Below are 23,598 nucleotides of genomic sequence, written 5' to 3'. Positions count from 1 at the left end.
CCATCCCATGGAGACACCCGAAAACCATCGGAAATCCGGCGATTTTGGCGCGTAAAGCGGTGTAAGATCTGGGTTCGGCTTCTCCTCGGATGTGGATTATGCGTATATTCCTGCCGAGCGACAGAGAAGGATTATGCTTTCATGGGTAATTTTGTGCTAGATCAGCTGGTGCAAGCGGGACCAGCCATGCGCACCGTCTCACTGCCGCGCGGGCGTCAGACGCTTCACACCATGCCGACCAGCAGCGGGTATGAAATCCGGGAAAACTGTCTTTACGACTGGGACGGACGCAAGCGAGGTCTTGCCCCCTTTACCGTGCTTCAGCACACCATCAGCGGACGCGGCAACTTGCAGTATGAGAACCGCGCCATGCAGGTGAAGCCGGGCGAAACCTTGCTGGTGGTCATCCCCCATAGCCATCGCTACTGGCTGGAAGCCGGCAATCGCTGGGAGTTTTTCTGGATCTCGATGAATGGCGAAGAGGCTCTGCGCATTCATCGCTCCATCCTCGCCATTACCGGACCGGTCCTGAGATTGCAGGCAGCGACCATCGATCAATTGGCCCATTGCTGCCATCGGCTGATCACGCAAGGGGAAACGCCGGGAGCAGCATCGGCCATTGCCTATGAAGCGGCGATGGCTCTTTACGATGATGTTTTCGGTTCACACCCCACCTTTGCCCAGGAATACCGGACGCTTCAACATGTGCTGAGCTATATCGAGGATAATATCGATCAGCGGCTTTCGGTCTCTGATCTGGCCAAGGTCGCAGGCCTGAGCCGAGCACATTTTTCCCGGATTTTTGCAGCAAGTGAAGGCCTGCCCCCGGCCGAATTCGTCTTGCAGAAAAGGTTGCGCCGGGCGGCCAGACTGCTGACGAAAAACGCAGACATTCCCATCAAGGAAGTTTCCGCCCTGTGCGGTTTTGATGATCCTAACTATTTCTCCAAGGTGTTTCGCCGCCTCTATGGCACCAACCCCAGCGACTTCCGCACAAGCGGCATGTATGCAAGCCTTGATCGGCCTCAACGCGCCTCCTAAAGTGCTTCCAGAAAAAGCGTACTGCTGTACGAAGAAACAGAGAGTTAGAAGTGATCGCGGACGGAAATACTCTACCGCGATAGGCGTTGCTCATCATCAATGAGCGTCAGGCGGCAAGGGGGTGACGCGCCCCATGTCCAGAGAACGAGATTGAGATCGTCATCCGTCGCGCCGGCGGCAAAGCTTCTGACGATCAATCCTTGATAGCGGGCTTCGATGAGTTGACGGGCAAGCCTCTGGGTTTTTGCCTCCCCCGATACCTTCATCTGGTCCCGCCAGGTCGGGTCGGCCAGACCGCTGGAATCGAAACCCTGCGACCGCAGCGCTGTCTCATCCCTGCTGTCAAAAACCCTCTCGATGTCCGCCTCATAGGACACCAGCGTAGTCGGTTGCAAACTGCCGATCTGATTGGCCTCCCTCAGAGCCGTCATTACGGTGAGAGATGTGTAAAGCGCCGGCATGCCTTTCGGGTTGAACCGTCCGCCGTAAAGCTCGGCACCGCGTCCGGAAAGCGGATCGTGGGCGTAGATGGGATTGAGCGCGCGGTAAAGCCTGCCTCGATAATGCATCAGCGGCTCAGGCGTGGATGCCAGCGTCGACTGCATCGATATAGTCGAGCACATCCTCGGCGCGGCCGTTCCGCACCAATTGCATCGCGGTCTGCCCGGAAAATCCCGACAAGGGCTCCGAGCGATACCAGGCATAGGCAATGAGGGCGGAACCGAAGCGCGGCTCGACCTTGTTGACGATCTCGATCATTTCCCGCAGGCGGCGCTGGGTCTTATCGGAGCGAAGGCGGTCCTTCCGCTGGATCGCGTCTTTTCCAAGCCCCGCAGTCCGGGCGATCTCTTCGCTGGTCGTTCGAAACGCATCGGCGATCTTGCGCGGCGCAAACAGTCCGTCGTCGGCATATTGAGCAAGACCCATATTAACCTCCACCGCGTAGAGCCAAGAACATAGACGTTATATAACGTCAAAAAACATGGCATTCAAGGGAGCGGCTGTTATCATCTCCGGTGATCCGAACCCAGGCTGCTGGCGGAGCCGCCGAATTCAGAGGTTACGCTTCGGGCACAAATTTCCACCAGTTCCCCCATGGCCTGCGTGCGCGCCTCCGTAATGCGGTTTGCAGGACCGGCGATGGAAACGGCGGCATAAACGCTTCCCGTTTCATCATGAATGGGTGCCGCAATACACCGAAGCCCCAGCGAGAACTCCTCATTGTCAACCGAGAAGCCGCGCTGGCGTATCTTCGCAAGCTCGCTTCGCAGCGCCTCGGGCGTGGTAATCGTATGATCTGTATAGCGCGCCATGCCCTTGCGTTCGAGAATGGCCGCCACCTCCTCGTCGGTCATATGCGCAAGGATCATTTTTCCCGCTGCGGAACGATGCATTTCCGCCCCGCCGCCCGGGCGTGAAATGGCCCGTACCGTATGCTGGCTCTGCACTTGCGCCATGCAGACAACTTCCGATCCGTCCAGCATGAAGAAATTCACCGTCTCGCCGCTGGCAACCATCAGCCGCCGCATGAAAGGAATGGCGAGCGTCACCATGTCCCGCGATCTGGCAAAGGCATTGCCCACAAGAAACGCCTGCACCCCCACACTCCAGCACATGGTTGCCGGATCGAAACGCACGAAGCGCTGACGCTGCAATGTCGTCAGAATACGATGCGTGCTGGACGGCGGCAGCGCGACCTGAAGCGCCACCTCCTTCAACGTCAGGCCGTCTTCACAAGCACCCAGCCGCTCCAGGATTGTCAGAGCACGATGGATGGACTGAACGCTGCCGCTTTCCTTAACACGCTGCTTTTCCATGAGGATTCCCGGGTCTTGATGTATTTTCTGCAAGGGATGATCGGAGCATCATTCCACATCGTGAAATTTATTCCAATCAACTTGCACAGGTTTTAGCCGCGCTTAAGATATAGGCAAGTAACAGGGAGCAGCCGATGCGCGTTGGTGTACACAAGATCAAGATGGGCAATCCGGGTGACGTCTCCGACCTCAAGCGGCAGATCGAGGATGGTACAATCAATCCGCATGACATTGTCGCCCTGATCGGAAAGACGGAGGGCAATGGTGGCGCAAACGACTTTACGCGCGGCTTTGCCACCCAATCGCTCTCCCTGCTGCTTGGCACCTATCTCGATCTTGCGCCGGATGCTGTCGCGAAACGCATCGCCTTTGTCTGGTCCGGCGGCACCGAAGGTGTGCTGAGCCCGCATGCCACGGTCTTTACCCGTTCTGAGGCGGAACCCGCAGCCGGAAAACGCCTGGCAATGGGCATTGCACTCACCCGCGATCTGCTGCCCGAGGAAGTGGGAACCATGGTCGAGGTTCGCGCGGTGGCTGAGGCTGTGCGTCATGCGCTGATGGAGGCTGAGATCGATGATCCGCGTGACGTGCACTACGTGCAGGTCAAAGGTCCGCTTCTGACCCCAGCCTCCATTGCCGATGCGACGAGCCGTGGGGCGAAAGTCGTGACCAGCGACCCCAACGGCTCGAAACCCTATGCGCGCGGCGCAACGGCGCTGGGTGTGGCGGTTGCCCTTGGCGAAGTGGATGAAGCTGCACTGAGCGATGAAGCCATTGCAAAACGGATGGACCTTTATTCCTCCGTGGCCAACACCTCCGCCGGTGGCGAATTGCGCAATTGCGAGGTTCTGCTCTTCGGCAACTCTCCAAAGGCGGGCGGTGACCTGAGGATCGGTCATGCGGTGCTGAAGGATGTGGTCGACAGCCACGCGGTCCACGCGGCCATTCGCAATGCGGCTGGTGAAGATGGCGACGGTGATCTTTCCGTGGATCGGGTGAAGGCCATCTTCGCCAAGGCGGAAGCCCCGGTTGGCGGCATGCTGCGGGGATCGCGCACCACCATGCTCTCCGATGCCGACATCCATTACGAGCGCCATGCGCGTGCCGCTTTGGGTGCCGTCATCACCTCCGTCACCGGAGACGCGAAAATCTTCGTATCCGGTGGAACGGAGCATCAATGCATGCCCGGCGAGGCGCCGATCGCGGTCATCGTTCAGGTTTGAAGCGTTCAGATTTTCTGCTTAAAGACCACGCCCGTCCTCCGGCAGGTCGGAGTGTTGATATCGATGCCGGACGCGTGAAGCAAAAATAAGAACCAACAGAGGGTTTATCGCTATGACCAGAATGATTTCCCGTGGCCGGCGGCTGTCGGCGGCGACCGCTATCCTCATGCTTTCAACAGGCCTGAGCCTGGCGTCGGCTCAAGCCGAAGACAAGGCCGCCATTCTGCTGCCGGGCAGCGCCAACGACCAGAGCTGGAACGCGCTTGGCTATGCCATCGTCAAAAGCCTGGAGCCGCATGGCTTCAAGACGGCCTACACCGAAAATGTCGCCGACGCCGACGAGGCAGAAGCCGTTCGCGATTACGCCAGCCAGGGCTATGGCATCGTTCTCGGTCACTCGGGCCGCTTCGTCTCGGCCATGCAGCGGGTCGCTCCCGATTTTCCGAAAACGCAGTTCATCGCCGTCAGCGGCAATGAGGGCGCGGAGCCGAATGTCATGTCGATCGACTACAACAATGCGCAGTTCGGCTGCCAGCTTGGCCTTCTGGCTGCCAAGATGAGCAAGACCCACAAGGTCGGCGGCATATACGGTCTGCAGGGCGTGCCCAATATCACCGCGCAGGCGGGAGCCTTCAGGCTTTGCGCCACCAAGGCGGGTGCCGCAGTCACCATTCTCTATATCAAGGACATGGAAGACGCGGCCCAGGCGAAGGAAGCAGCCTTCTCGCTGATCGGTAATGGCGCAGACGTTCTCACCGGCAAGCTGAATGCGGCTGAAGCCGGTCTGGTTCAGGCTGCCAAGGAGAAGAAAGTTTATGTTACCGGTCGTGGTTTCGACCAGACGGCCATCGCTCCGGATCTCGTACTGACGAATATCGTCGAAGATTGGCCTTCGATGATCGGCAGCACGGCGGATCAGGTCAAGGCAGGCAAGCTCTTCGGCAGCTTCGTCCAATATGGCTATGACAGCGGCAAGACCACGGGCGCCTCCCTGAAATACAGCGCAGACAAAGCCTTTGGACCGGCCGTTCCCGAAGCGGTCGCCAAGGAGGTGGACGCCATGGCCGCAGATTTCGCCTCGGGCACGTTGAAGATCACCCCCACCGAACAGGATGCCCGTAGCGGTAGCTAGTTTAGAGCATAATCCGACCGGAGCGAAGCGAGGATCGATAAGATTATGCTAAAAAAACAGGATGTTAGAGCGCCGGTCTGATTCAATCAGATCGAAAAGCGCTCTAAACCCATCGTTAGAACGGAGGCGCGAGCCTGCTTCGCGCCTCCCCCTCCTAAATTCGAGGAATGAATGGCTGCTCTCCTGGAAATGCGCGGCATGGTGAAGGTCTATGGCAGCGTGCGCGCCAATGACGGTATCGACCTCGATGTATTCGCGGGCGAAATCGTCGGCCTGTTGGGCGAGAATGGATCGGGCAAGAGCACGCTGATGAAAGTCCTGTTCGGCATGGTCGAAGCGGATGGCGGCGGCATTGTCTTCCGGGGGCGTGAACTGTCTGGCCATCGTCCGGGCGAGGCGATGGCACTCGGTATTGCGATGATCCATCAGCATTTCATGCTGGTGGAAGCGATGACCGTTCTCGACAATGTCATGCTGGGCTGGCCTGCCGCGGGCAAGCTGCTGAAACGGCGGGAGATCGCCGAGAAAATCCGTGAAACCAGCCGCAGACTGGGTCTCGATCTTGATCCCGACGCCACGGTGGCGGACCTTCCCCTGGGCCGAAGACAGCGTATCGAAATCCTGAAAGCGGTGCTGCGCGATGCCGACCTGCTTATTCTCGATGAGCCCACCTCTAACCTGGCGCCTACGGAGGTGCGCGATCTGCTCGTCATCCTCAAGCGGCTGCGCGGCGAGGGCAAAGGCATCATCTTCATCACCCACAAGATGCCGGAGGTGATCGAGGTCTGCGACAAGGTCGTGGTCCTGCGCGCCGGCAGGGTCTCCGGCAAGGCGGTGGTCGCAGGGGCCGACAAGGCGCACCTTGCCGAAATGATGGTGGGCCGCGATGTGACGACCCCTTATGTGGTGAAGGAACAGGATGGAGGTGACATTCGCCTCAGCCTGCGCCAGCTGGCGGCCAAGGGTCTCGGGCCGCTTGATCTTGAGGTGCGGGGTGGCGAAATTCTCGCCATCGCAGGCGTCGATGGAAACGGCCAGCTGGAACTGGCGGAAACCCTGGCGGGACTGCGGCGGATACATCAGGGCTCTCTCACGCTCGACGCAGATGATGTGACCCACGCCACTCCCGCCAGCCGAACTGCAAAAGGCCTTGCCTATATGCCAGCGGACCGTTCGATGACCGCGCTCGTCAAGGGCATGACGATCATGGAAAACCTGATGCTGCGGGATGTCAAACGCCAGCCTTACAGCGCGCGTGGCCTCCTGAGCATGATGCCAGGGCGCCGAAAGGCAGAAACCCTGATGCGCCAGTTCGATATTCGCGCGCCCTCGCCTCTTGCCAAGGCCGGCAGCCTTTCGGGCGGGAACCAGCAGAAGATCGTCATTGCCCGCGAACTTGCGCGGCGGCCTGCCGTGCTGGTGGCCCATCAACCGACATGGGGGCTCGATCCCGGTGCAACCCGCTTTGTGCTGGAGCAGATCATCGCCCTGCGGGATGCAGGATCCGCCGTGATCTACATTTCCTCCGAACTGGAGGAGGTTCTGGCCGTGGGGGATCGTGTCGCGGTTCTGGCCAGCGGTCGTCTGGCCGGGATTGTCGCCCGGCAGGCAGTAGACCTGCCGCAGATCGGCTTGTGGATGTCGGAGCGTGCCGCATGAACAACAGTGTCACCACCAAGGGCGAGACCTCCCAACGGCTTTCGCTGCGCTTCAGGAAAGACGGTCTTCTTCCCCGGATTTTGCTGGCGCTTGCCCTGTCGCTTGCGGTCGCGGCACTTCTTATCCTGCTTGCACAGAAGAACCCGCTCGAAGCCTTCGCCGCCATGCTGGCGGGCGCCTTCGGTTCACCGCATCAGATCGGCGTCGCGCTCAACCGCACCTCGCCCTATCTGTTCGCGGGCGCAGGTCTTGCCCTCTGCTTTCGGGCAGGCGTCATCAATATGGGCTCCGATGGCCAGATTGCCATGGGCGGGATCGGCGCAACGGCCATCATTCTCGCCTGGCCGGGAACGCCCGGCGCGATGGCCGCCATCGCAGCGCTCATCGCCGCAGCCGTAACGGGCGGCCTATGGGCCGGGCTTGCCACGGCAATCCATCTTTATCGCCGTGTTCACGAGGTTCTTGCCACATTGCTTTTGAACTTCGTGGCACTGCTTCTGGTGCAATTGCTGCTGTCTGGAGCGCTCGGCCAGCCGGGGGCTGGCTTTTTGCAATCGCCGCTGATGCCGCGATCCGTCTGGTTGCCGCGCCTGCCCTCCTTCGATTTCCACATCGGCATCATTCTTGCGGTGATCGCCGCAGTCATCGTCTCCTTCCTTCTCTGGAAAACGACTTTCGGCTTTGCGGTTCGCGTTGCCGGGCGCTCGCGGCCAGCCGCCGCCTATGCCGGGTTTTCGATTGCCGCCATCACCTGGCAACTCATGCTGGGTGCGGGCGCCATGGCAGGCCTTGGCGGTGGCGTGGAAATTCTCGGACTGCAACACCGGCTGATCGAAGGCTTTTCCAGCGGCTTCGGCTTCAAGGCGGTCACGGTTGCCCTGCTCGGCGCACTGGAACCGGCGCTCACCATTCCCGCCGCACTCTTCGTTGGATTTCTCGAAACCGGGGCTCTTGCCATGCAGAGACAGATCGGCGTGCCCTCCTCTCTCGTCACCGTCATTGAGGCCGCAACCATGCTTTTCATTCTTGCCGCAACGGTGCGCCGGTCATGATCGATTTTCTTGCCGCCGCGATCCGTATCGCCACGCCGCTGATCTTTGCGGCCCTTGGCGGAATTCTGTCCGAGCGCGCGGGCGTCTTCGCGGTCGGGCTGGAGGGCATGATGCTGACGGGGGCCTTCGCCGCCGTTATCGGAAGCTGGCTCACCGGATTTTCCCTGGCGGGCCTGATCTTCGCGGCCATTGGCGGCGGGTTGATCGCCACGCTGGTTGCGATTGTCACCGTCCGGCACCGGGCGGACAATATGGTCACCGGGCTTACCTGCAATATCCTGGCCCTCGGGCTGACGACCTACATCATGCGCATCCTGTCGGGAGGCGGCAGTCCTGTTGCCATTCATCTGGAGCCTTTTTCATCCTTCGCCATTCCGGGCCTCTCGCAAATTCCCGTTCTCGGGCCGCTGCTCTTCATCCAGCCACCGCTCACCTACCTTGCGCTGATTGGCTGCGCGGCCCTCTCCTTCCTTCTCTACCGGACCCAGGCGGGCCTGATCCTCTGCGCGACAGGGGAAAATCCCGAGGCGGTTTTTGCTGCCGGCAGCGATCCGCTGAAAGTCCGGTTGTGCGCGGTGATCGGCTGCGGAGCCATTGCCGGCCTTGGCGGCGCGGTTCTCTCGCTCCAGCAGGTCGGAACCTTCACCGATGGCATGACGGGAGGACGCGGCTATCTGGCGCTTGCCTCCCTCATCGTCGGGCGATGGAACCCATGGGGTGCGGCGGTAGCCTGCCTTGTCTTCGGCGCCACGGAAGCGTTTGAACTTCGCCTGCAATCCATGAGCGTTCCCCTAAGCTCCTATGTCATGCAGATGGCGCCCTATGTCATCGCGCTGGCCGTATTGGCCGGGCTTGGACGCTCCAGCAAATTGCCTGCCGCCATCGGCAAGCCTCTTTGACATCACGAAAGGAAACCGCCCCATGCCGGAGGATATCAGCGGGCTGGCCGAAGCCTTGCGAAGCGGCGCCCTGACGGCCCAGTCACTGCTTGAACGATGCCTGGAACGCATCGAAACCCTGGATGGCAACCTCAACAGCTTTGTCGCTCTCGACCGCGCGGGAGCAGAGCAGGCTGCCCGCGAAAGCGACAGACGCCTGGCCTGCGGTGAAGCGCGATCGGCGCTGGAGGGCATTCCGCTTTCGATCAAGGATAATCTTCTGATGAAGGGCCTTCCGGCAAGCTGGGGCAGCCGCGCCTTGAAGGATTTCGTGCCTGAGCATGATGAACTGCCCGTCGCCCGGCTGCGGGCCGCGGGCGCTGTGCTGATCGGCAAGACCAATGTGCCGGAACTGACCCTGGAGGGCTATACCGGCAATGACCTTTTCGGCATCACGCGCAACCCCATCGATCCACGCCTGACGCCCGGCGGCTCCTCGGGCGGCGCAGCGGCGGGCGTTGCGGCTGGGCTGGTGCCTGCAGCCATCGGCACGGATGGCGGCGGCTCGATCCGGCGGCCCGCCTGTCATACCGGCTTGGTCGGCTGGAAGCCGTCGACCGGGCGCATTGCCCGTGGATCAGGCTTCCCCGCCATCCTTCTCGATTTCGAAGTGATCGGAACCGTGACGCGCACCGTTACCGACGCCATCCTTCTCGATGGCGTGCTCAAGGGCGCACATCCCATGGACCGGCGCTCCTTGCTTCGGGAAGCACCCTCTCTGGATATCGAACGGCCCCGTATTCTCTATATCCCGCAGTTCAATGACAGTCCGGTCGATCCTGAAGTCGCCGCCGCCATAGACGGCTTCGCCTGCGAACTCGCGCAGCAGGGGGCGGAGATTATAAAGGACGGTCTGGTTTTCGATCTCGATCTCGTCAACCGCGTCTGGCGTGTCATATCGCGCTCGGGCGTTGCCTATCTCATGCGCACCTATCCGGATCTGGTCTCTCTCGGCGGTGCTTCGGTTCAGGCCATGGCCGAAGATGGCCACAGGATCAGCGGCGCGGATTATATCGCGGCGCTGGAGGACGTTGCGGCACTGCGCGCCGCGCTGACAAGCCTGTTCCGCGACTATGATTTCATTCTCACACCCAGCGCCGCAGCCCTGCCATGGCCAGCCGATCAAGCCTATCCGGACGTGATCGACGGCAAACCCGCAGGGCCGCGAGACCACGCGGTCTTCACCGGTTGGGTGAATATCGCGGGCCTTCCGGCCATCAGTCTTCCCGTCGCCACCTCACGGGAGGGCCTGCCCATCGGCGCGCAGCTTGTCGGCGGTTTCGGAAGAGACGACACACTTCTGAATTTCGCCCATTCAAGGCGAGAGGTCTGATTTTGGAATGCCAGAAAGCCGTCATGACCAACCAACGGATCCCCTATCCTTCAGAGCGATCCGAACCGGTGAGATAAACGGCGGCATCATGACCGGCTATCATGACGCCCAGATCCATTTCAGGAGACATCTGTTACCATAACTATCTTATCCATTGACTTAAAAGGATTTTATGAAACTATAACCTAACAACTTTTAGGATGACGCCGTGCTTGCAATTCTTGCGGACGACTTGACCGGGGCCATAGATGCAGCCGCCCCCTTTGCCGGGCGGGGGCTTACCACGGATGTGCTGCCTTCGCCGGAGGGGCTTGAGGCGGCGCTTCAGGCCGCTGGCTCTGTCATCAGCATCAATCTCGGCTGCCGTGACGGCACGCCGGAGGAAGCCCGGCAGCTGACGGCGCAGGTGCTCTCCCGGCTGCCGCCGGACATAACACTTTTCAAGAAAATCGATTCCCGGCTCAAGGGGCATATCGCGGCCGAACTGGATGCCATCCCGTTTCGCCGCGCTCTGGTGCAGCCCGCCATTCCAGATTTCGGGCGCATCGTTCGCAATGGGTGCCTGCAAGGCTTCGGCGTCGAGACGCCGATTCCTGTCGCGGATCGGCTCGGTGTTCATGCCGGAAAGTGCCGGATCGAAGACGCCGCAAGTGAAGCGGAGATGGACAGGGCTTTGGCGACCGTGCAGGCAGAGGGTGCCGATCTTCTCATCGGCGCGCGTGGTCTGGCCGAGGCTTTGGCACGGAGCATGACGGCACGGCCTGCCAAACTGGTGCCTGTTCCTGAGGGAGCGGGCGTGTTCATCATCGGCTCGCGCGATCCGATCACGCTGGCGCAGATCGAATGTCTTGAAGCCGCGGGCACGATCGTTTCCATCGCGGCTCCCAATGGGGAAGTGCCTGCCACCACCCATGCGGATGCCCCGGTGGTGCTTGTGCAGGCGATACCGGGTAAGGGTGATGTTCCGCCGCATCTCGTTTCCGAGCGGCTGGCTGCGGGCACCGTGCCGATGCTGACCGAGAAGGCCAGGACATTGCTGCTGTCCGGCGGCGCGACGGCGGAAGCCGTGATGAGAACAATGGGCGTGACGCGGCTGCGGCTGATGGGAGAATGCCTGCCGGGTCTGGGCCTTGGCTGGGCAGGCGACCATTGCATCATTGCGAAGTCGGGCGGCTTTGGGCAAGTTGATACCTTGTGGAGGATCGCCCGGCAGATGTTGGGCGACGAGCAAGCCGGGCAACAGACATGCTGAAAAAATCCGACCAGACGGCGGTCCGAAAGAGTGCGGAGCGACGCGGGCTTCCCGACCTGATTTTCGAGCGTATGCATCGCGCCATCAAATCCGGCGCCTACAAGCCGGATGAGCGCTTGCCCACCGAACATGAACTGGCCACGGAATTCGAAGTCTCGCGGCCCGTTATTCGCGAAGCGCTGCGGCGGCTGCGGGAGCAGGGCTTCATCTATTCCCGGCGCGGATCCGGCAGCTATGTGCGGGCGCTAGGGTTAAAAGAGCCGCTGGGCTTTGGCCAGCTTGAGAATGTCGCCGATCTTTTGAACTGCTATGAGTTTCGCCTGACACTGGAACCTGCCGCGGCAGCAGCCGCCGCCGAACGCCATGATGAAGAGAGGCTTGCCGCCATTCGCAAGGCGCTGGAACTGATGCGCGATGCCACGAACCGCCAGTCCCACCGCGAGGATGCCGATTACCAGTTTCACCTTGCCATTGCCCGTGCGGCCCGTAACACCTATTTCTCCACGGCCATGGAAGCCTTGAAGGACCACATCGCCGTCGGCATGAAATTTCATGGCGCATCGGTGAAGCGGGAGGCCTCGGGCCTCATGCGCGTCTTTGCCGAACATGAAGCAATTGCCAAGGCCATTGCCGACCGCGACGGGCAAGCGGCGCGGCAACTGATGCATGATCATCTGCTGGGCTCGCGGGAACGGCTTTTCCAGCCATCCCAGCAGGATTGAAGCATTGTCCCGAGAAAAGTGGAAACTGGTTTTCCGTCCGGAAATGCGTAGAAACAAAGAGCTAAAGCGTTTCAATGTTTCCGTGAAACAGTGAAACGATCTAGCAGGATGTGCCGGGCAAGCCGCCCATCAGAATGCCTTGCGGTAGATTTCCCTTACATCGTCCAGCGTCATGTCGATGGGGTTGTTGTCCATCAGCCGGCGGATGGCATGGGCATCCGTGGCATAACGATCAAGATCGGCCTCCTTGGCGCCATGGGCGGCAAGCGACATCTCGATCCCGAGCTTGGCGCAGAATTCGGTGGCGGCCTTGCTCAGATCGGCTTGCGAGAGCGTCGCCCCCAGTCCCAGCGCCTCGGCCACTTCCGCTGTCTTGGCGGCAACGGCTGGCTGGTTGAAGGCGAGTACATGCGGAAAGACCAGAGCATTGGCAAGACCATGCGGCAGATGCAGCAGCGTACCGAGCGGATAGGCAATGGCGTGACCGGCGGCGGTGTTGACCGGCCCCAGGCAGATGCCACCGTAATAGGAGGCCAGCATCAGCCCTTCCCGGGCTTGCGTGTCTTCGCCATTCTTCACCGCCCGGGCAAGATATTGGCCCACCAGCGAAAAGCCCATACGGGCAAAGCCATCGATCATCGGATGCGCCTTGCGATTGGTGAAGGCTTCCACGCAATGGGCCATGGCATCGATACCGGTGGCTGCCGTGACGGCAGAGGGGACGGAATAAGTCAGTTCCGGATCCAGCACCGCAAAATCGGCAATCAGATGAGGGCTTTCGACGGCAATCTTGCTGCCCTTGGCGGGATCGGTGATCAGGGCGCGAATGCCAGCCTCCGAACCCGTCCCCGCCGTGGTGGCCACCTGCGCCAGCCTTGAATGGCGGCCCCTCACCTTGTTGGGACCGGCGACATCCTCAAGCTTTTCATCCGTATCCCACAAGGCGGCTACCAGCTTGGCCACATCCATGACCGAGCCGCCGCCAAGCCCGACGACCAGATCAGGCCTGGCCGCCTGGGCAGCGGCAAGTGCGGCATTCAGCGTTGCGGTATCCGGCTCGCCGGGGAGATCGGAAAACACCGTGACTTTGCCGGAAAGCTGCAGCCGATCCACGAATTTTGCCGTCAGCGGGCTTGCAATCACCAGCGTTGAAGCCACCGCGCCCGCCCAGCCGCCGACCTCGGAAATCGTACCCGCGCCCACCGCCAGACGGCGCGGCTGATGAAGGAGAATGGGTGCAATTGCCATGGATTTCATCCTTTCCGGCCAGAAACCAGCTTGCGCGCATAGGCGATCGCCGCATTCATGTTGCCGTGATTGGCAATGCCTTTGCCGGCAATGTCGAAGGCGGTGCCATGGTCAACCGAAGTCCGGTCGATCGGCAACTCCACCGAAACGTTGACGGCAGTGTCGAAGGCTACGAGCTTGATCGGGATATGGCCCTGATCGTGATATTGCGCGACGACCAGATCGAAAGCCCCGGAATAGGCGCGATGAAACACCGTATCCGCCGAAATCGGGCCGGAGACATGAATGCCTTCGGCCCGCGCCGCGGCGACGGCGGGCGCAATCTGGTCGTCGTCTTCACTGCCGAAAAGGCCGTTTTCACCGCAATGCGGATTGACACCCGCCACCGCGATACGAGGCTGATCGTAACCGATGCGCTTGAGATGCGCATGGCCCGCCCGGATCGTGTTCAGCACCCGCTCGGTGGTGGCGCGGCGGATGGCCTCCTGCAGGGAAACATGGGTCGAGACATGGATGACCTTCAGCCGCTCGGAAGCCAGCAGCATATAGGCAGCACTGGAACCGGTCAGGCTGCGCAGCATGCCGGTATGGCCATCATAATGATGACCGGCGAGATTGAGCGCCTCCTTGTTGATCGGCGCGGTGACGATGCAGCCGATCTTCCCTGACTGGGCATCCCGCACCGCCTTTTCGATGAAGCGGAAGGCGGCATCGCCCGCAACGGGTGACAGCGTACCCCAGGCAAGCGGCGCACCTTCCACCGGCAGATCGACCACATACGGGGCAAGATCGATATCCAGACCGAGTGCCTTACGGGCAGCTTCGAGCGTCGGCAGGTTGCCATAGATTTTCGTGGCCTGCCGTTCGGCCTCGGCCATCTCCGCCAGGGCGCGAACGGTAATTTCCGGGCCGACGCCGCAGGGGTCGCCCATGGTGATGCCGATGATGTTGCTCATGCAAGCCTCCCGTTGGCCATCGCGCTCCAACCTGGCGCGAGGCGCACATATTTGATGGCGCGGCGATGATAGGTATAGGTGATGTGAAGCGCCCCATCCGGCCCCTCAAGCAGCCAGGGATAGGACATTTCCTTGTTGCGTCCATCCGTCGAGTCATTGGAAAGGCAGGTGCCCGGCCCGTCTTCAACGATCAGTCTCGTCGGAAAGGTCAGGCCATCATCCGCCGACAGGCAAAGGCTGACCGGCGCGCGCGGCACACCCCAGACCGGCACGCAGCCGCCGGTCGGATCGGCGTCCGGCCGCTCGTCCTCCACGCCCAGTTCATCGTAGAGCGATTGCCGCCGCTCTTGTGACTGTGCGGCATTGACCGGATTGCATATCATGGCGATCCGCCCGTCTCTCAAACGAATGGCGGCAATGGACGAATTGTTGTTGGGAACGTCTGTGGCCTGCGGTTTTGACCAGCTTGCGCCGCCATCGCTGCTCTGCGTGCGATAAACGAAATCCGCCTGACGCCTGCGGAAGAAGCCGGAGAGGCCATTTCCCTTTCCCTGAACAGGGCTGAAATGGACGCAGCCGATGGATTGCGGCAGGTCTTGCAACTGCCATGTGTTGCCGCCATCGTAAGAAAGCCCGAGGGCGGCGGTATCATGACTGCCATTCCACTTCTGCCCGGGGCGCTGGATGCAGCGAAAGATCGGCATTGCCCATGCGCCATCCTCAAGGACGAGCAGCGGCGCGCGGATGAAGGAGCCGCGCGGCAGATCGAGAAAGCGCCCCTCCTCCGTCGCGAGCCTGTGCGGCTGGGCCGGATCGCTGAGGACGCGGGCCATGCGAATGCGGCATTCATCCTGATTGCCGGAGGGTTGCACGGTGTGAAACAACCAGACTGCGCCATCGGGGGCGGTAAAAAGCACCGGGTTCTGCTCGGAATGCGCGGGATCGCGGCTCAATTGCTGCGGCGGCCCCCATTGGCTGGCTCCCGGCAAAAGCACCGAGGCAAAAATGGAAATATCGGATTTTCCTTCAAGCGTTCCACCGAACCAGACGCAGACGAGGCTGTCATCCGCCAGCCGGTGCAGAAAGCTGGCATGGTTCTGGATCATCGGCGAAGGTAGAAAGGCCTCCTGCCGGCCTTCCGAAAGCGGTTTCAGCACGCCGTCCATGGCCTGGGCAATGTCGTCAGGGGTCATCGCAGTCTCCTCTTGCCATCACGGAAATTGCAAAAAACACAAGTTGTCAAGTTTTCATTTTTAAAATTTGGGCACAAGAAGAAGGGATTTCTCGTCATAAGTTACTGATTTTGATATCGTAAATTATAATCCATCATGCGCCGAGAACAGAGAAATGAAAATTAATTTGACAAAAACACCGAGAGTGTGAATGCTTTCTTCACGGCTAAGGCGGTCGCAGCCGGGACGGGTTGCCACGCCCTCAGGAGGTTGAAGCCCTGCGCACGCGTGCGAAAGGGCCTTGAAACGCCGCGTTTCTGATCTGGGAGGAGAAGGACATGAAAAAGAGAATGATGACGGGCGCCCTGGTTTTGGGGGCGGCCCTCTCGGGCGTCATACCCGCCCATGCGGCGTCGGGGCCGATCAAGATCGTGCTGGCGGAAGAGGCAGACCTGCTGGAGCCTTGCATGGCGACGCGCTCCAATATCGGTCGCATCATCATGGAAAATGTCAGCGAAACGCTGACGGAGCTGGATGTGCGCGGCAAGAAGGGCGTGATGCCACGGCTTGCCGAAAAATGGGAGCAGCAGGCCGATGGCAGCTGGCGTTTCCACCTGCGCCACGGCGTGAAATTTTCCGACGGCACCAGCTTTGACGCCAAGGATGTGAAGCACAGCTTCGAGCGCATCATGAGCGACAAGAATGCCTGCGAATCCCGCCGCTATTTCGGCGGCATGACGATCACTCCAACGGTGGTTGACGATTACACCATCGATTTCAAATCCTCGCCCGCCCAGCCCATCCTGCCGCTGCTGATGTCTCTGGTGACCATCGTGCCGGAAGAGACGAAGATGGAGTTTGTGCGCGAACCCGTCGGCACCGGCCCTTACAAGCTCAGCAACTGGACACCGGGCCAGAAGATCGTGCTGACAGCGCGGAATGATTACTGGGGCGCCAAGCCGCAGGTGACGGAAGCCACCTATCTGTTCCGCGCCGATCCGTCCGTCCGCGCCGCCATGGTGCAGACCGGCGAGGCTGATCTTGCGCCTTCGATTTCGCAGCTCGACGCCACCAATCCCAAAACCGATTTCTCCTATCTCGACAGTGAGACGGTCTATCTGCGGCTGGATCACAATATCGCGCCGCTCAACGATGTCCGCGTGCGCCGGGCGCTGAACCTTGCCATCGATCGCAAGGCTTTCCTCGGAACGCTGGTGCCGGAAAGCGCCGTGCTGGCAACGGCACTCGTACCGCCAACCACCTTGGGCTGGAACCCGGATGTGAAAGTCTTCCCTTACGATCCGGAGGCCGCAAAGAAGCTGCTGGCAGAGGCCAAGGCAGATGGCGTGAAGGTGGAGACGCCGATCACCATTATTGCCCGGACGGCAAACTTCCCGAATGTCACGGAAATCATGGAGGCCATCCAGGCACAATTGCAGGATGTGGGCTTCAAGGTGGAGCTGAAATTCGTGGAAGTCGCGGAGCACGAAACCTATTATTCCAAGCCGTTCAAGGAAGGCCGTGGCCCGCAGATCGTGGCCGCCATGCACGACAATTCCAAGGGCGACCCCTCCTTCACCATGTTCTTCAAATATGACTCGAAGGGAACGCAATCCGGCTTTTCCGACCCCAAGGTCGATGACCTGATCACGCGGGCCTCGGCAGCCGTGGGAGATGAACGCGCCAAGCTCTGGTCTGAGCTGATTGCCTATCTGCATGACGATGTGGTGGCCGATGTGTTGCTCTTCCACATGGTGGGCTTCTCCCGCGTCTCCGAGCGTCTGGACTTCAAGCCGACCATTGCCACCAACTCCATGCTGCAACTGTCGGAAATCGGCATCAAGTAATCTTGGACATGATCGACAGGCGGACCCGCTCCGCCTGTCGGTCTTCCTGGGAGGTGACCATGTTCAGCTTCATTCGCAAACGCTCCATCGCCAGCCTGATCTCGCTGATCGGGCTTGTGGTCATGGTCTTTTTCCTGTCTCGGCTGACCGGCGATCCGGCAGCACTTTTCCTGCCGGTGGAGGCCTCGGAAGAGCTGAAACAGCAATTCCGCGCCCTGCACGGCCTGAATGATCCGCTGATGGTGCAGTTCCTGCATTATGTCGCGGATGTCGCGACCGGCAATCTCGGTGAATCGCTGCGCAAGGCGCGCCCCGCGCTGGATGTGGTGCTGGAAGCCTTTGTCTGGACCCTCTGGCTGGCGGTGATCACCATGTCGCTGGTCACCGTGGCCGCCATTGTCGTCGGTTCGCTGGCAGCCTTCCGCTCCGGCGGATTTTTCGACCGCTTCGCCTCGATGATCTCGTTGATCGGCGCCTCTGTACCCGATTTCTGGCTGGCCATCGTCGCCATCGTCGTTTTCTCCGTCCATCTCGCCTGGCTGCCGACCTCCGGGACCGGGACGCTGGCGCATTGGATTCTGCCCATTGCCGTGTTGTTCGTGCGGCCCTTTGGTATTCTGGTGCAGGTGGTGCGGGGATCAATGATCTCGTCCCTCTCCTCCGCCTATGTGAAGACCGCCCGTGCCAAGGGCGTGAAATCCGGGCCGATCATCTTCATCCACGCGCTGCGCAATGCCATGCTGCCGGTGATCACGGTGATCGGCGATCAGGCCGCCAGCCTTTTGAACGGTGCGGTGGTGGTGGAAACCATCTTCGGCTTCCCGGGCGTTGGCAAGCTGATGATCGATTCCATTCTTCAGCGCGATTTCAACGTGGTGCTGGCCGCCATTCTGATAACCGCGCTTGCGATATTCCTCATGAACCTGCTGATCGATATTGCCTATTCGCTGCTCGATCCGCGTATTCGCCATTGAGAGGCTGACATATCATGAGCCTTTCCACCACGACCGAGACCACCCTTGCGGATGAACCCTCCTTTGTCCTGCGCATGATGCGCATGCTGTGGGCGGACAAGTTTGCGCTTATCGCCGTTCTCTTCCTGCTGATCATGCTGGTTCTTGCCCTGATCGGCCCTCAGTGGCTGGGAGACCTTGCGATCAAGCAGAACTTGCGAGGGCGCAATCTCGCGCCCTTCGACTGGCAACGGGAATGGGTTTTCTGGCTTGGCGCCGATGCGCTGGGCCGTCCTTTGCTGGCGCGGATCATCGCCGCCGCCCAGCATACGCTGATGATTGCCGCTGGCGCGGTGCTTCTGTCCTCTGTCGCGGGCACGGTGCTCGGGCTGCTGGCCGGCTTTGCCGCCCCGCGCATCGGGCAGATCATCATGCGGCTGGCCGATGTCATCATGTCCTTTCCCTCGCTGCTGATTGCGGTGATCGTGCTCTATCTTCTGGGCTCCTCCATTCTCAATCTCATGCTGGTGCTGTCGATTACCCGTATTCCGGTCTATATCCGCACGACACGGGCGGAGGTGCTGGAAGTGCGCGAGCGCATGTTCGTGCAGGCTGCGCGGGTGATGGGAGCCTCCAGCACGCGCATTCTCTTCCGCCACATCCTGCCGGTCGTGCTGCCGACACTGACCACGCTCGCCACGCTGGATTTCGCCTATGTCATGCTGGCGGAAAGCGCCCTCTCCTTCCTCGGCATCGGCATCCAGCCGCCGGATATCACCTGGGGCCTGATGATCTCGCAGGGACGGCAATATCTGACCAACGCATGGTGGCTGTCCTTCTGGCCGGGCCTTGCAATCATTCTCACCACCCTGTCGCTCAACCTTCTGTCCAACTGGCTGCGCGTCGCGCTCGATCCGGTGCAGCGCTGGCGGCTGGAAATGAAAGGCCACAAACATGGCTGAGCATCTCCTGGACGTGCGCAATCTTTCCGTGGAGTTTCATACCGCCAGCGGCACCGTACAGGCGGTCCGCAACATTTCCTATCATGTCGATCGCGGCGAAACTCTCGCCATTCTGGGGGAAAGCGGCTCCGGCAAGTCGGTGTCCTCCTCGGCAATCATGAACCTCATCGACATGCCGCCAGGGCGGATCGCCAGCGGTGAAATCCTGCTGGATGGCAAGGATCTTCTCACCCTGCCCGCCGACCAGCGGCGTGAGATCAATGGCCGGCGAATAGCCATGATCTTTCAGGACCCGCTGAGCCATCTCAATCCCGTTTACACGGTGGGCTGGCAGATCCGCGAGGCCATGACCACGCATGGCATGGACAGGGAGAAAGCCGAGAGCGAGGCGCAACGGCTCCTGGGCCGGGTTGGCATTCCTGAACCCGAACGGGCAATGAAGAAATATCCGCACGAATTTTCCGGTGGCCAACGGCAACGGGTGATGATCGCCATGGCGCTGGCCTTGCGTCCTGATCTCCTGATTGCCGACGAACCGACGACAGCGCTGGACGTAACCGTTCAGGCAGAGGTTCTCGCTCTGCTCAAGGAATTGCAGCAGGAAACCGGCATGGCGGTGATGATCATCACCCATGATCTCGGCGTGGTGGCCAAGATTGCCGACCGGGTAGTGGTGATGGAAAAGGGCGTGCTGGTGGAATCGGGCAGTGTGCGCGAGGTCTATCGCAATCCCCAGCATCCCTATACCCGCAAGCTCATCAATGCCGCGCCCGGCAAGGGTGAGATGCATCAGCCACCTGCCCCCCGGGAACCGATCCTCAGCGTTCGCGATGTGCGCAAGACCTATGGAGCCTTTACGGCCCTCAAGGGTATTTCCTTCGATCTGATGCCCGGCGAAACCATTGCAGTGGTGGGCGAAAGCGGCTCCGGAAAATCGACTCTGGCTCGCATATTGCTGCGGCTCGATGAACCGGATGGCGGCAGCGCCCTGTGGAAAGGCCGCGATCTTTTCACGCTGTCATCAGCCGAACTCTATGCCTTGCGGCGCGATCTGCAGATGGTGTTTCAGGATCCGACACAATCGCTCAATCCGCGCATGACGGTGTTTCAGCTCATTTCCGAAGCCTGGGTGATCCATCCTGAGATCCTGCCCAAGGCCAAATGGCGCGCGCGCGTGGAGGAACTTCTGGAGCAGGTGGGCCTTAAGCCCGAGCATATGCGGCGCTATCCGCATCAGTTTTCCGGCGGTCAGCGGCAACGCATCGCCATTGCCCGGGCCCTGGCGCTGGAGCCGCAACTGATCATCTGCGACGAGGCGGTTTCGGCGCTCGACGTCTCCGTTCAGGCGCAGGTGATCGCGCTTCTGGACCGGCTGAGGCGGGATATGGGCCTTTCCTTCATTTTCATAGCCCACGACCTGCCAGTGGTCAGGGATTTCGCCGATCACGTCATGGTCATGCAGAAGGGTGAACTGGTGGAATTCGGCACGGTCCGGCAGGTGTTCGAGGCCCCGCGCCAGCCTTATACCCGCGACCTTCTCGCCGCCAGCCTCGACCCCGACCCGGATGTCCAGGCCGAGCGGCAGCAGGTGAAACGCAGCGCTCTTTGAAAAGAGGATTTTCCATGACCAAACAGGCTTTCGTTGCCCTCGCCACCTGCTTCAACGAGGATGAAACCATCAATTATGAAGCAACGCGCGCACAGGTTCGCCGTCAGGTGGCGGCGGGAAACAACATCATGTGCGCTGGCACCAATGGCGACTTTACGGCGCTGACCCATGAGGAAAAAATCCGCCTGACGGAAGCGGTTGTCGATGAGGTGGCCGGTCGAGCCAAGGTGATCGTCAATGCCGGCATGCCCGCCACCTTCGAGACGTTGCAGCTGGCCAAGGCTTTTGACAGGATCGGCGTCGACGGCATTGCCGTCATCACCCCCTTCTTCATTGCTTGCACGCAGGACGGGCTGATCCGGCATTTTTCAACCATAGCAGATGCCGTGCAGACACCCCTCTATCTTTACGATATTCCTGCCAGGACCCAAAACCATATCGAGCCGGAAACGGCACGGACGCTGGCACGCCATGGCAACATCGCTGGCATCAAGGATTCCGGCGGAGCGCTTGAGACGCTGGAAGCCTATCTTCAAGTGGGACGGGAGGTTCCTGACTTTCAGGTCTATTCCGGCCCTGATCATCTGGTGCTGTGGGCGATGCAGAATGGCGCGGCAGGCTGCATATCCGGTCTCGGCAATGCCATGCCGGATGTGCTTGCAGCCATTGTTGCAGCTTTCAATCGCGGGGATGAAACGCGGGCAGAGCAGCAACAGGCACTCTTCACAGCTTTTAGAACGGAGCTTTACGCGCTGGGCTATGCACCGGCCATGGTCAAGCGGGCGCTTTATCTCCAGGATGCGTCGGTGGGCGCCAGCCGCCAGCCTGCTCTTCTGCCGGATGACGCACAGGATGCGGAAATCCTGACGCTTCTGAAGAAATTCGGTCTGGCTTGAGGGCGTAATACCAAGAGCCATTTTCAATGACCCTTGGTAGAAGTCGCCCATCTCCCGCTATAAAATACCCCAGGCCCTGAAGCGTCCCCGCCCCGTCAATTCACGCAGGTTCAACGCCTTGATCAGGATGAGCGCGCCTTGCGGCGTGATGGACAATTCCCGCGCCACCATGCGTGTGCTGACCATCGGCCGCGAGAGAACGAAATCTGCAAGCTGCGGCAGGCGGGAGTTCTCACGGCTGCTTTCAAAACGGCGCTCCAGACCCGCGCGCGCCAGTATCAGCCGATCATGTTCCTTCAGGCCGAACTCGGCGGACAATTGCAGCCCCTCCAAAATGGCAAGAAGCCGCACCGTGCGGCTGCGCGCATGACGGCGCTCTCTTGGCACGGCTTTCAGGCCGGTGCAAAAGGCGGGTAGATGATGCCGGGCAGTCCCCTCCCGCACCAGATAGGCCGCCGCCAGAAGACGCCCAAGCCAGGGGCTATGCTCGCTGACCGACAGAGTTTGCCAGGCATCGAGAACGACTGCAGCCGCAAGAACGGGGGGTAGAACCCGACAGCCGTTGACGACATCCAGCCATTCGGACAGACGCTCATCCTCGTTCCAATCCAGATCGTAGACGAGAGGATCCTTTGGCAGGGGAGAGCGGGTTTCCGACCATGCCTCCTGCACCACCTTGCCGGTGCGCTCCAGCAGCGCATCAAAGGCACGCAACTCCGCCTCGAAAGCATCGTCTGGTGCAGCGGTTGGCTCAGGCTGCTGGACTGCCGTCTCCACGCGCGTCGCCTCTTCGATTTGCCCCTGTCGGCCCCTCAGCCGTCGCAGACCCGCCTCTGAAAACGGCCAATCAGGGGGCTGGGCCGCAATATCCCTGCGCGTGCGCAGGATCAGATGCGCCAAGGTCAGTTCATGGGTCGGGCTGCGCAGGTCCATACGCGCATCATGAAAGACGAGGTCCTCCATATGCACCAACTCACCATCCAGCCACAGGCTGGCCACCGCATCCGCATAATCCCCCCTCGCCTTCAGTCCGGGCGCGATGGCTGAACGCGCGAGCCTTTCGTCCAGCCGCACGATCGTCTCCGCTGCCTTAGAAGCAGGCACAACAAGCTCTGCCAGCGGAAGAGTGTGAAAGGTGTAACGCATTGTTTTATGGATACCCGATTCGCCTAATGAAAGCGAATCAAGCCGTCACTTTCATCACTCCAACTGAAGGATGAGAGCGTTTTTCGGGCTTTTTGTCTGGGAATGCGATGAATATAACTCAGTTCATCCTGGAACGAAAGGAAAATCGCGGCATTGAGCCCTTAATTCGGCCCGGGCTGCGTCTACGCTAACAGGATCAGATACGGCGGGAACCCCGCCTCTGCCCCTTAACCGTTAGAAACCTCGGATTTGGCTTCCTCGGGCGCGCTATCCCCTTCCCCTTTCATCAGACCTGCGGCAGCGCGCACAAGACGCTCTGCTTCAGCAAGCAGATCAGAAAGACGGCCACGCAACTTAGCATAGGCCGCAACTTGCTGCTGATGAACGGGGTTGCGGCGCGGATTATAAAATTCAGAGACTGCAAATCCCATGTCGACGCGCAGGACTTCGAGATGCTGACGCAGAGCCGCGGCCTCATCTCTCACGGAAAAATACTCGGTCATGATGGAAAGAAGCGCAGTCTCGATATTCGGCAAGGTGGCATTCCCAAACTGAAAAACAGGCTTGGGCGCAGACACGATTCGTGTGGCATTGTCGAGGCAAATGAAAATGCGGTCAGGAAATAAGGTGGCGCATACGC

The 23,598-nt window shown here is 60.4% G+C and carries 22 protein-coding genes; 14 read left to right on the top strand and 8 right to left on the bottom strand.

Annotated elements, in window-relative coordinates:
• Positions 1-141: 141 nt before the first annotated feature.
• A complete protein-coding gene (locus tag QO005_RS09700; protein WP_307157816.1) occupies positions 142-1,041 on the top strand; it encodes an AraC family transcriptional regulator in 900 nt (299 codons plus the stop codon).
• 71 nt (positions 1,042-1,112) lie between these two features.
• Here QO005_RS09700 and QO005_RS09695 read toward each other — a convergent pair whose 3' ends face one another.
• From QO005_RS09695 to QO005_RS09685, 3 genes are all read right to left on the bottom strand, one after another.
• Positions 1,113-1,610, bottom strand: coding sequence for an RES family NAD+ phosphorylase (locus QO005_RS09695; RefSeq protein ID WP_307158069.1), 498 nt, complete (start codon positions 1,608-1,610; stop codon positions 1,113-1,115).
• A gap of 7 nt (positions 1,611-1,617) precedes the next feature.
• Positions 1,618-1,968, bottom strand: coding sequence for an antitoxin Xre/MbcA/ParS toxin-binding domain-containing protein (locus tag QO005_RS09690; protein WP_307157815.1), 351 nt, complete (start codon positions 1,966-1,968; stop codon positions 1,618-1,620).
• Positions 1,969-2,048: 80 nt separating this feature from the next.
• Positions 2,049-2,858 carry an IclR family transcriptional regulator gene (locus tag QO005_RS09685; protein WP_307157814.1) on the bottom strand — a complete coding sequence of 270 codons (810 nt, stop codon included), beginning with the start codon at positions 2,856-2,858 and terminating at the stop codon, positions 2,049-2,051.
• Between the two features lie 134 nt (positions 2,859-2,992).
• Here QO005_RS09685 and atzD point away from each other — a divergent pair, with 134 nt between their 5' ends.
• The 8 genes from atzD to QO005_RS09645 all read left to right on the top strand — a co-directional run bounded on the left by atzD (position 2,993) and on the right by QO005_RS09645 (position 12,169).
• On the top strand, positions 2,993-4,081 hold the full coding sequence (gene atzD / locus QO005_RS09680; RefSeq protein ID WP_307157813.1) for a cyanuric acid amidohydrolase: 1,089 nt from the start codon (positions 2,993-2,995) through the stop codon (positions 4,079-4,081).
• A 112-nt stretch (positions 4,082-4,193) separates the two neighbouring features.
• The gene (locus QO005_RS09675) at positions 4,194-5,213 is read left to right on the top strand and encodes a BMP family protein (protein ID WP_307157812.1); all 1,020 of its coding nucleotides are present in this window, start codon (positions 4,194-4,196) and stop codon (positions 5,211-5,213) included.
• A gap of 171 nt (positions 5,214-5,384) precedes the next feature.
• Positions 5,385-6,872, top strand: coding sequence for an ABC transporter ATP-binding protein (locus tag QO005_RS09670; protein WP_307157811.1), 1,488 nt, complete (start codon positions 5,385-5,387; stop codon positions 6,870-6,872).
• Positions 6,869-7,924: an ABC transporter permease gene (locus QO005_RS09665; protein ID WP_307157810.1), complete on the top strand. Its 1,056-nt coding sequence runs from the start codon at positions 6,869-6,871 to the stop codon at positions 7,922-7,924. Before QO005_RS09670 ends, QO005_RS09665 begins: the two co-directional genes overlap by 4 nt.
• The gene (locus tag QO005_RS09660; RefSeq protein WP_307157809.1) at positions 7,921-8,823 is read left to right on the top strand and encodes an ABC transporter permease; all 903 of its coding nucleotides are present in this window, start codon (positions 7,921-7,923) and stop codon (positions 8,821-8,823) included. Before QO005_RS09665 ends, QO005_RS09660 begins: the two co-directional genes overlap by 4 nt.
• A 22-nt stretch (positions 8,824-8,845) precedes the next feature.
• Positions 8,846-10,195 (top strand): amidase, encoded by a 1,350-nt coding sequence (locus QO005_RS09655; protein WP_307157808.1) that lies wholly within the window; start codon positions 8,846-8,848, stop codon positions 10,193-10,195.
• Between the two features lie 208 nt (positions 10,196-10,403).
• Complete coding sequence (locus QO005_RS09650) at positions 10,404-11,447, top strand: four-carbon acid sugar kinase family protein (RefSeq protein ID WP_307157807.1); 1,044 nt, start codon at positions 10,404-10,406, stop codon at positions 11,445-11,447.
• Entirely contained in the window at positions 11,441-12,169 is a 729-nt protein-coding gene (locus tag QO005_RS09645) for a FadR/GntR family transcriptional regulator (RefSeq protein ID WP_307157806.1), read from the top strand. Before QO005_RS09650 ends, QO005_RS09645 begins: the two co-directional genes overlap by 7 nt.
• Before the next feature lie 129 nt (positions 12,170-12,298).
• On the opposite strand, the gene QO005_RS09640 is transcribed toward QO005_RS09645, so the two are convergent.
• The 3 genes from QO005_RS09640 to QO005_RS09630 are packed head-to-tail and all read right to left on the bottom strand — an operon-like array spanning position 12,299 to position 15,566.
• Positions 12,299-13,417: an iron-containing alcohol dehydrogenase gene (locus QO005_RS09640; protein ID WP_370878039.1), complete on the bottom strand. Its 1,119-nt coding sequence runs from the start codon at positions 13,415-13,417 to the stop codon at positions 12,299-12,301.
• Between the two features lie 5 nt (positions 13,418-13,422).
• Complete coding sequence (gene pdxA, locus QO005_RS09635; RefSeq protein WP_307157804.1) at positions 13,423-14,373, bottom strand: 4-hydroxythreonine-4-phosphate dehydrogenase PdxA; 951 nt, start codon at positions 14,371-14,373, stop codon at positions 13,423-13,425.
• Positions 14,370-15,566 carry a sialidase family protein gene (locus QO005_RS09630; RefSeq protein ID WP_307157803.1) on the bottom strand — a complete coding sequence of 399 codons (1,197 nt, stop codon included), beginning with the start codon at positions 15,564-15,566 and terminating at the stop codon, positions 14,370-14,372. Before QO005_RS09630 ends, pdxA begins: the two co-directional genes overlap by 4 nt.
• A 317-nt stretch (positions 15,567-15,883) precedes the next feature.
• Here QO005_RS09630 and QO005_RS09625 point away from each other — a divergent pair, with 317 nt between their 5' ends.
• From QO005_RS09625 to QO005_RS09605, 5 genes are read left to right on the top strand one after another with little or no spacing between them, the layout of a single operon-like run.
• A complete protein-coding gene (locus QO005_RS09625; protein ID WP_307157802.1) occupies positions 15,884-17,392 on the top strand; it encodes an ABC transporter substrate-binding protein in 1,509 nt (502 codons plus the stop codon).
• 59 nt (positions 17,393-17,451) lie between these two features.
• Positions 17,452-18,366: an ABC transporter permease gene (locus tag QO005_RS09620; RefSeq protein WP_307157801.1), complete on the top strand. Its 915-nt coding sequence runs from the start codon at positions 17,452-17,454 to the stop codon at positions 18,364-18,366.
• Between the two features lie 14 nt (positions 18,367-18,380).
• On the top strand, positions 18,381-19,307 hold the full coding sequence (locus tag QO005_RS09615) for an ABC transporter permease (RefSeq protein WP_307157800.1): 927 nt from the start codon (positions 18,381-18,383) through the stop codon (positions 19,305-19,307).
• Positions 19,300-20,916 (top strand): ABC transporter ATP-binding protein, encoded by a 1,617-nt coding sequence (locus QO005_RS09610; RefSeq protein WP_307157799.1) that lies wholly within the window; start codon positions 19,300-19,302, stop codon positions 20,914-20,916. Before QO005_RS09615 ends, QO005_RS09610 begins: the two co-directional genes overlap by 8 nt.
• 14 nt (positions 20,917-20,930) lie before the next feature.
• Entirely contained in the window at positions 20,931-21,812 is an 882-nt protein-coding gene (locus QO005_RS09605) for a dihydrodipicolinate synthase family protein (protein ID WP_307157798.1), read from the top strand.
• A gap of 57 nt (positions 21,813-21,869) precedes the next feature.
• Here the strand turns inward: QO005_RS09605 and QO005_RS09600 are convergent, their stop codons facing one another.
• Positions 21,870-22,958: an RHE_PE00001 family protein gene (locus QO005_RS09600; RefSeq protein ID WP_307157797.1), complete on the bottom strand. Its 1,089-nt coding sequence runs from the start codon at positions 22,956-22,958 to the stop codon at positions 21,870-21,872.
• Positions 22,959-23,185: 227 nt separating this feature from the next.
• Positions 23,186-23,494, bottom strand: coding sequence for a hypothetical protein (locus QO005_RS09595; RefSeq protein ID WP_307157796.1), 309 nt, complete (start codon positions 23,492-23,494; stop codon positions 23,186-23,188).
• Between the last annotated feature and the right edge of the window lie 104 nt (positions 23,495-23,598).

It is taken from the genome of Allorhizobium paknamense, assembly GCF_030815125.1.
In the GTDB taxonomy this organism is placed as follows: domain Bacteria; phylum Pseudomonadota; class Alphaproteobacteria; order Rhizobiales; family Rhizobiaceae; genus Allorhizobium; species Allorhizobium paknamense.
The sequence above is the reverse complement of the archived record's forward strand: the minus strand, read 5'-3'. Positions and strand labels throughout refer to the sequence as shown.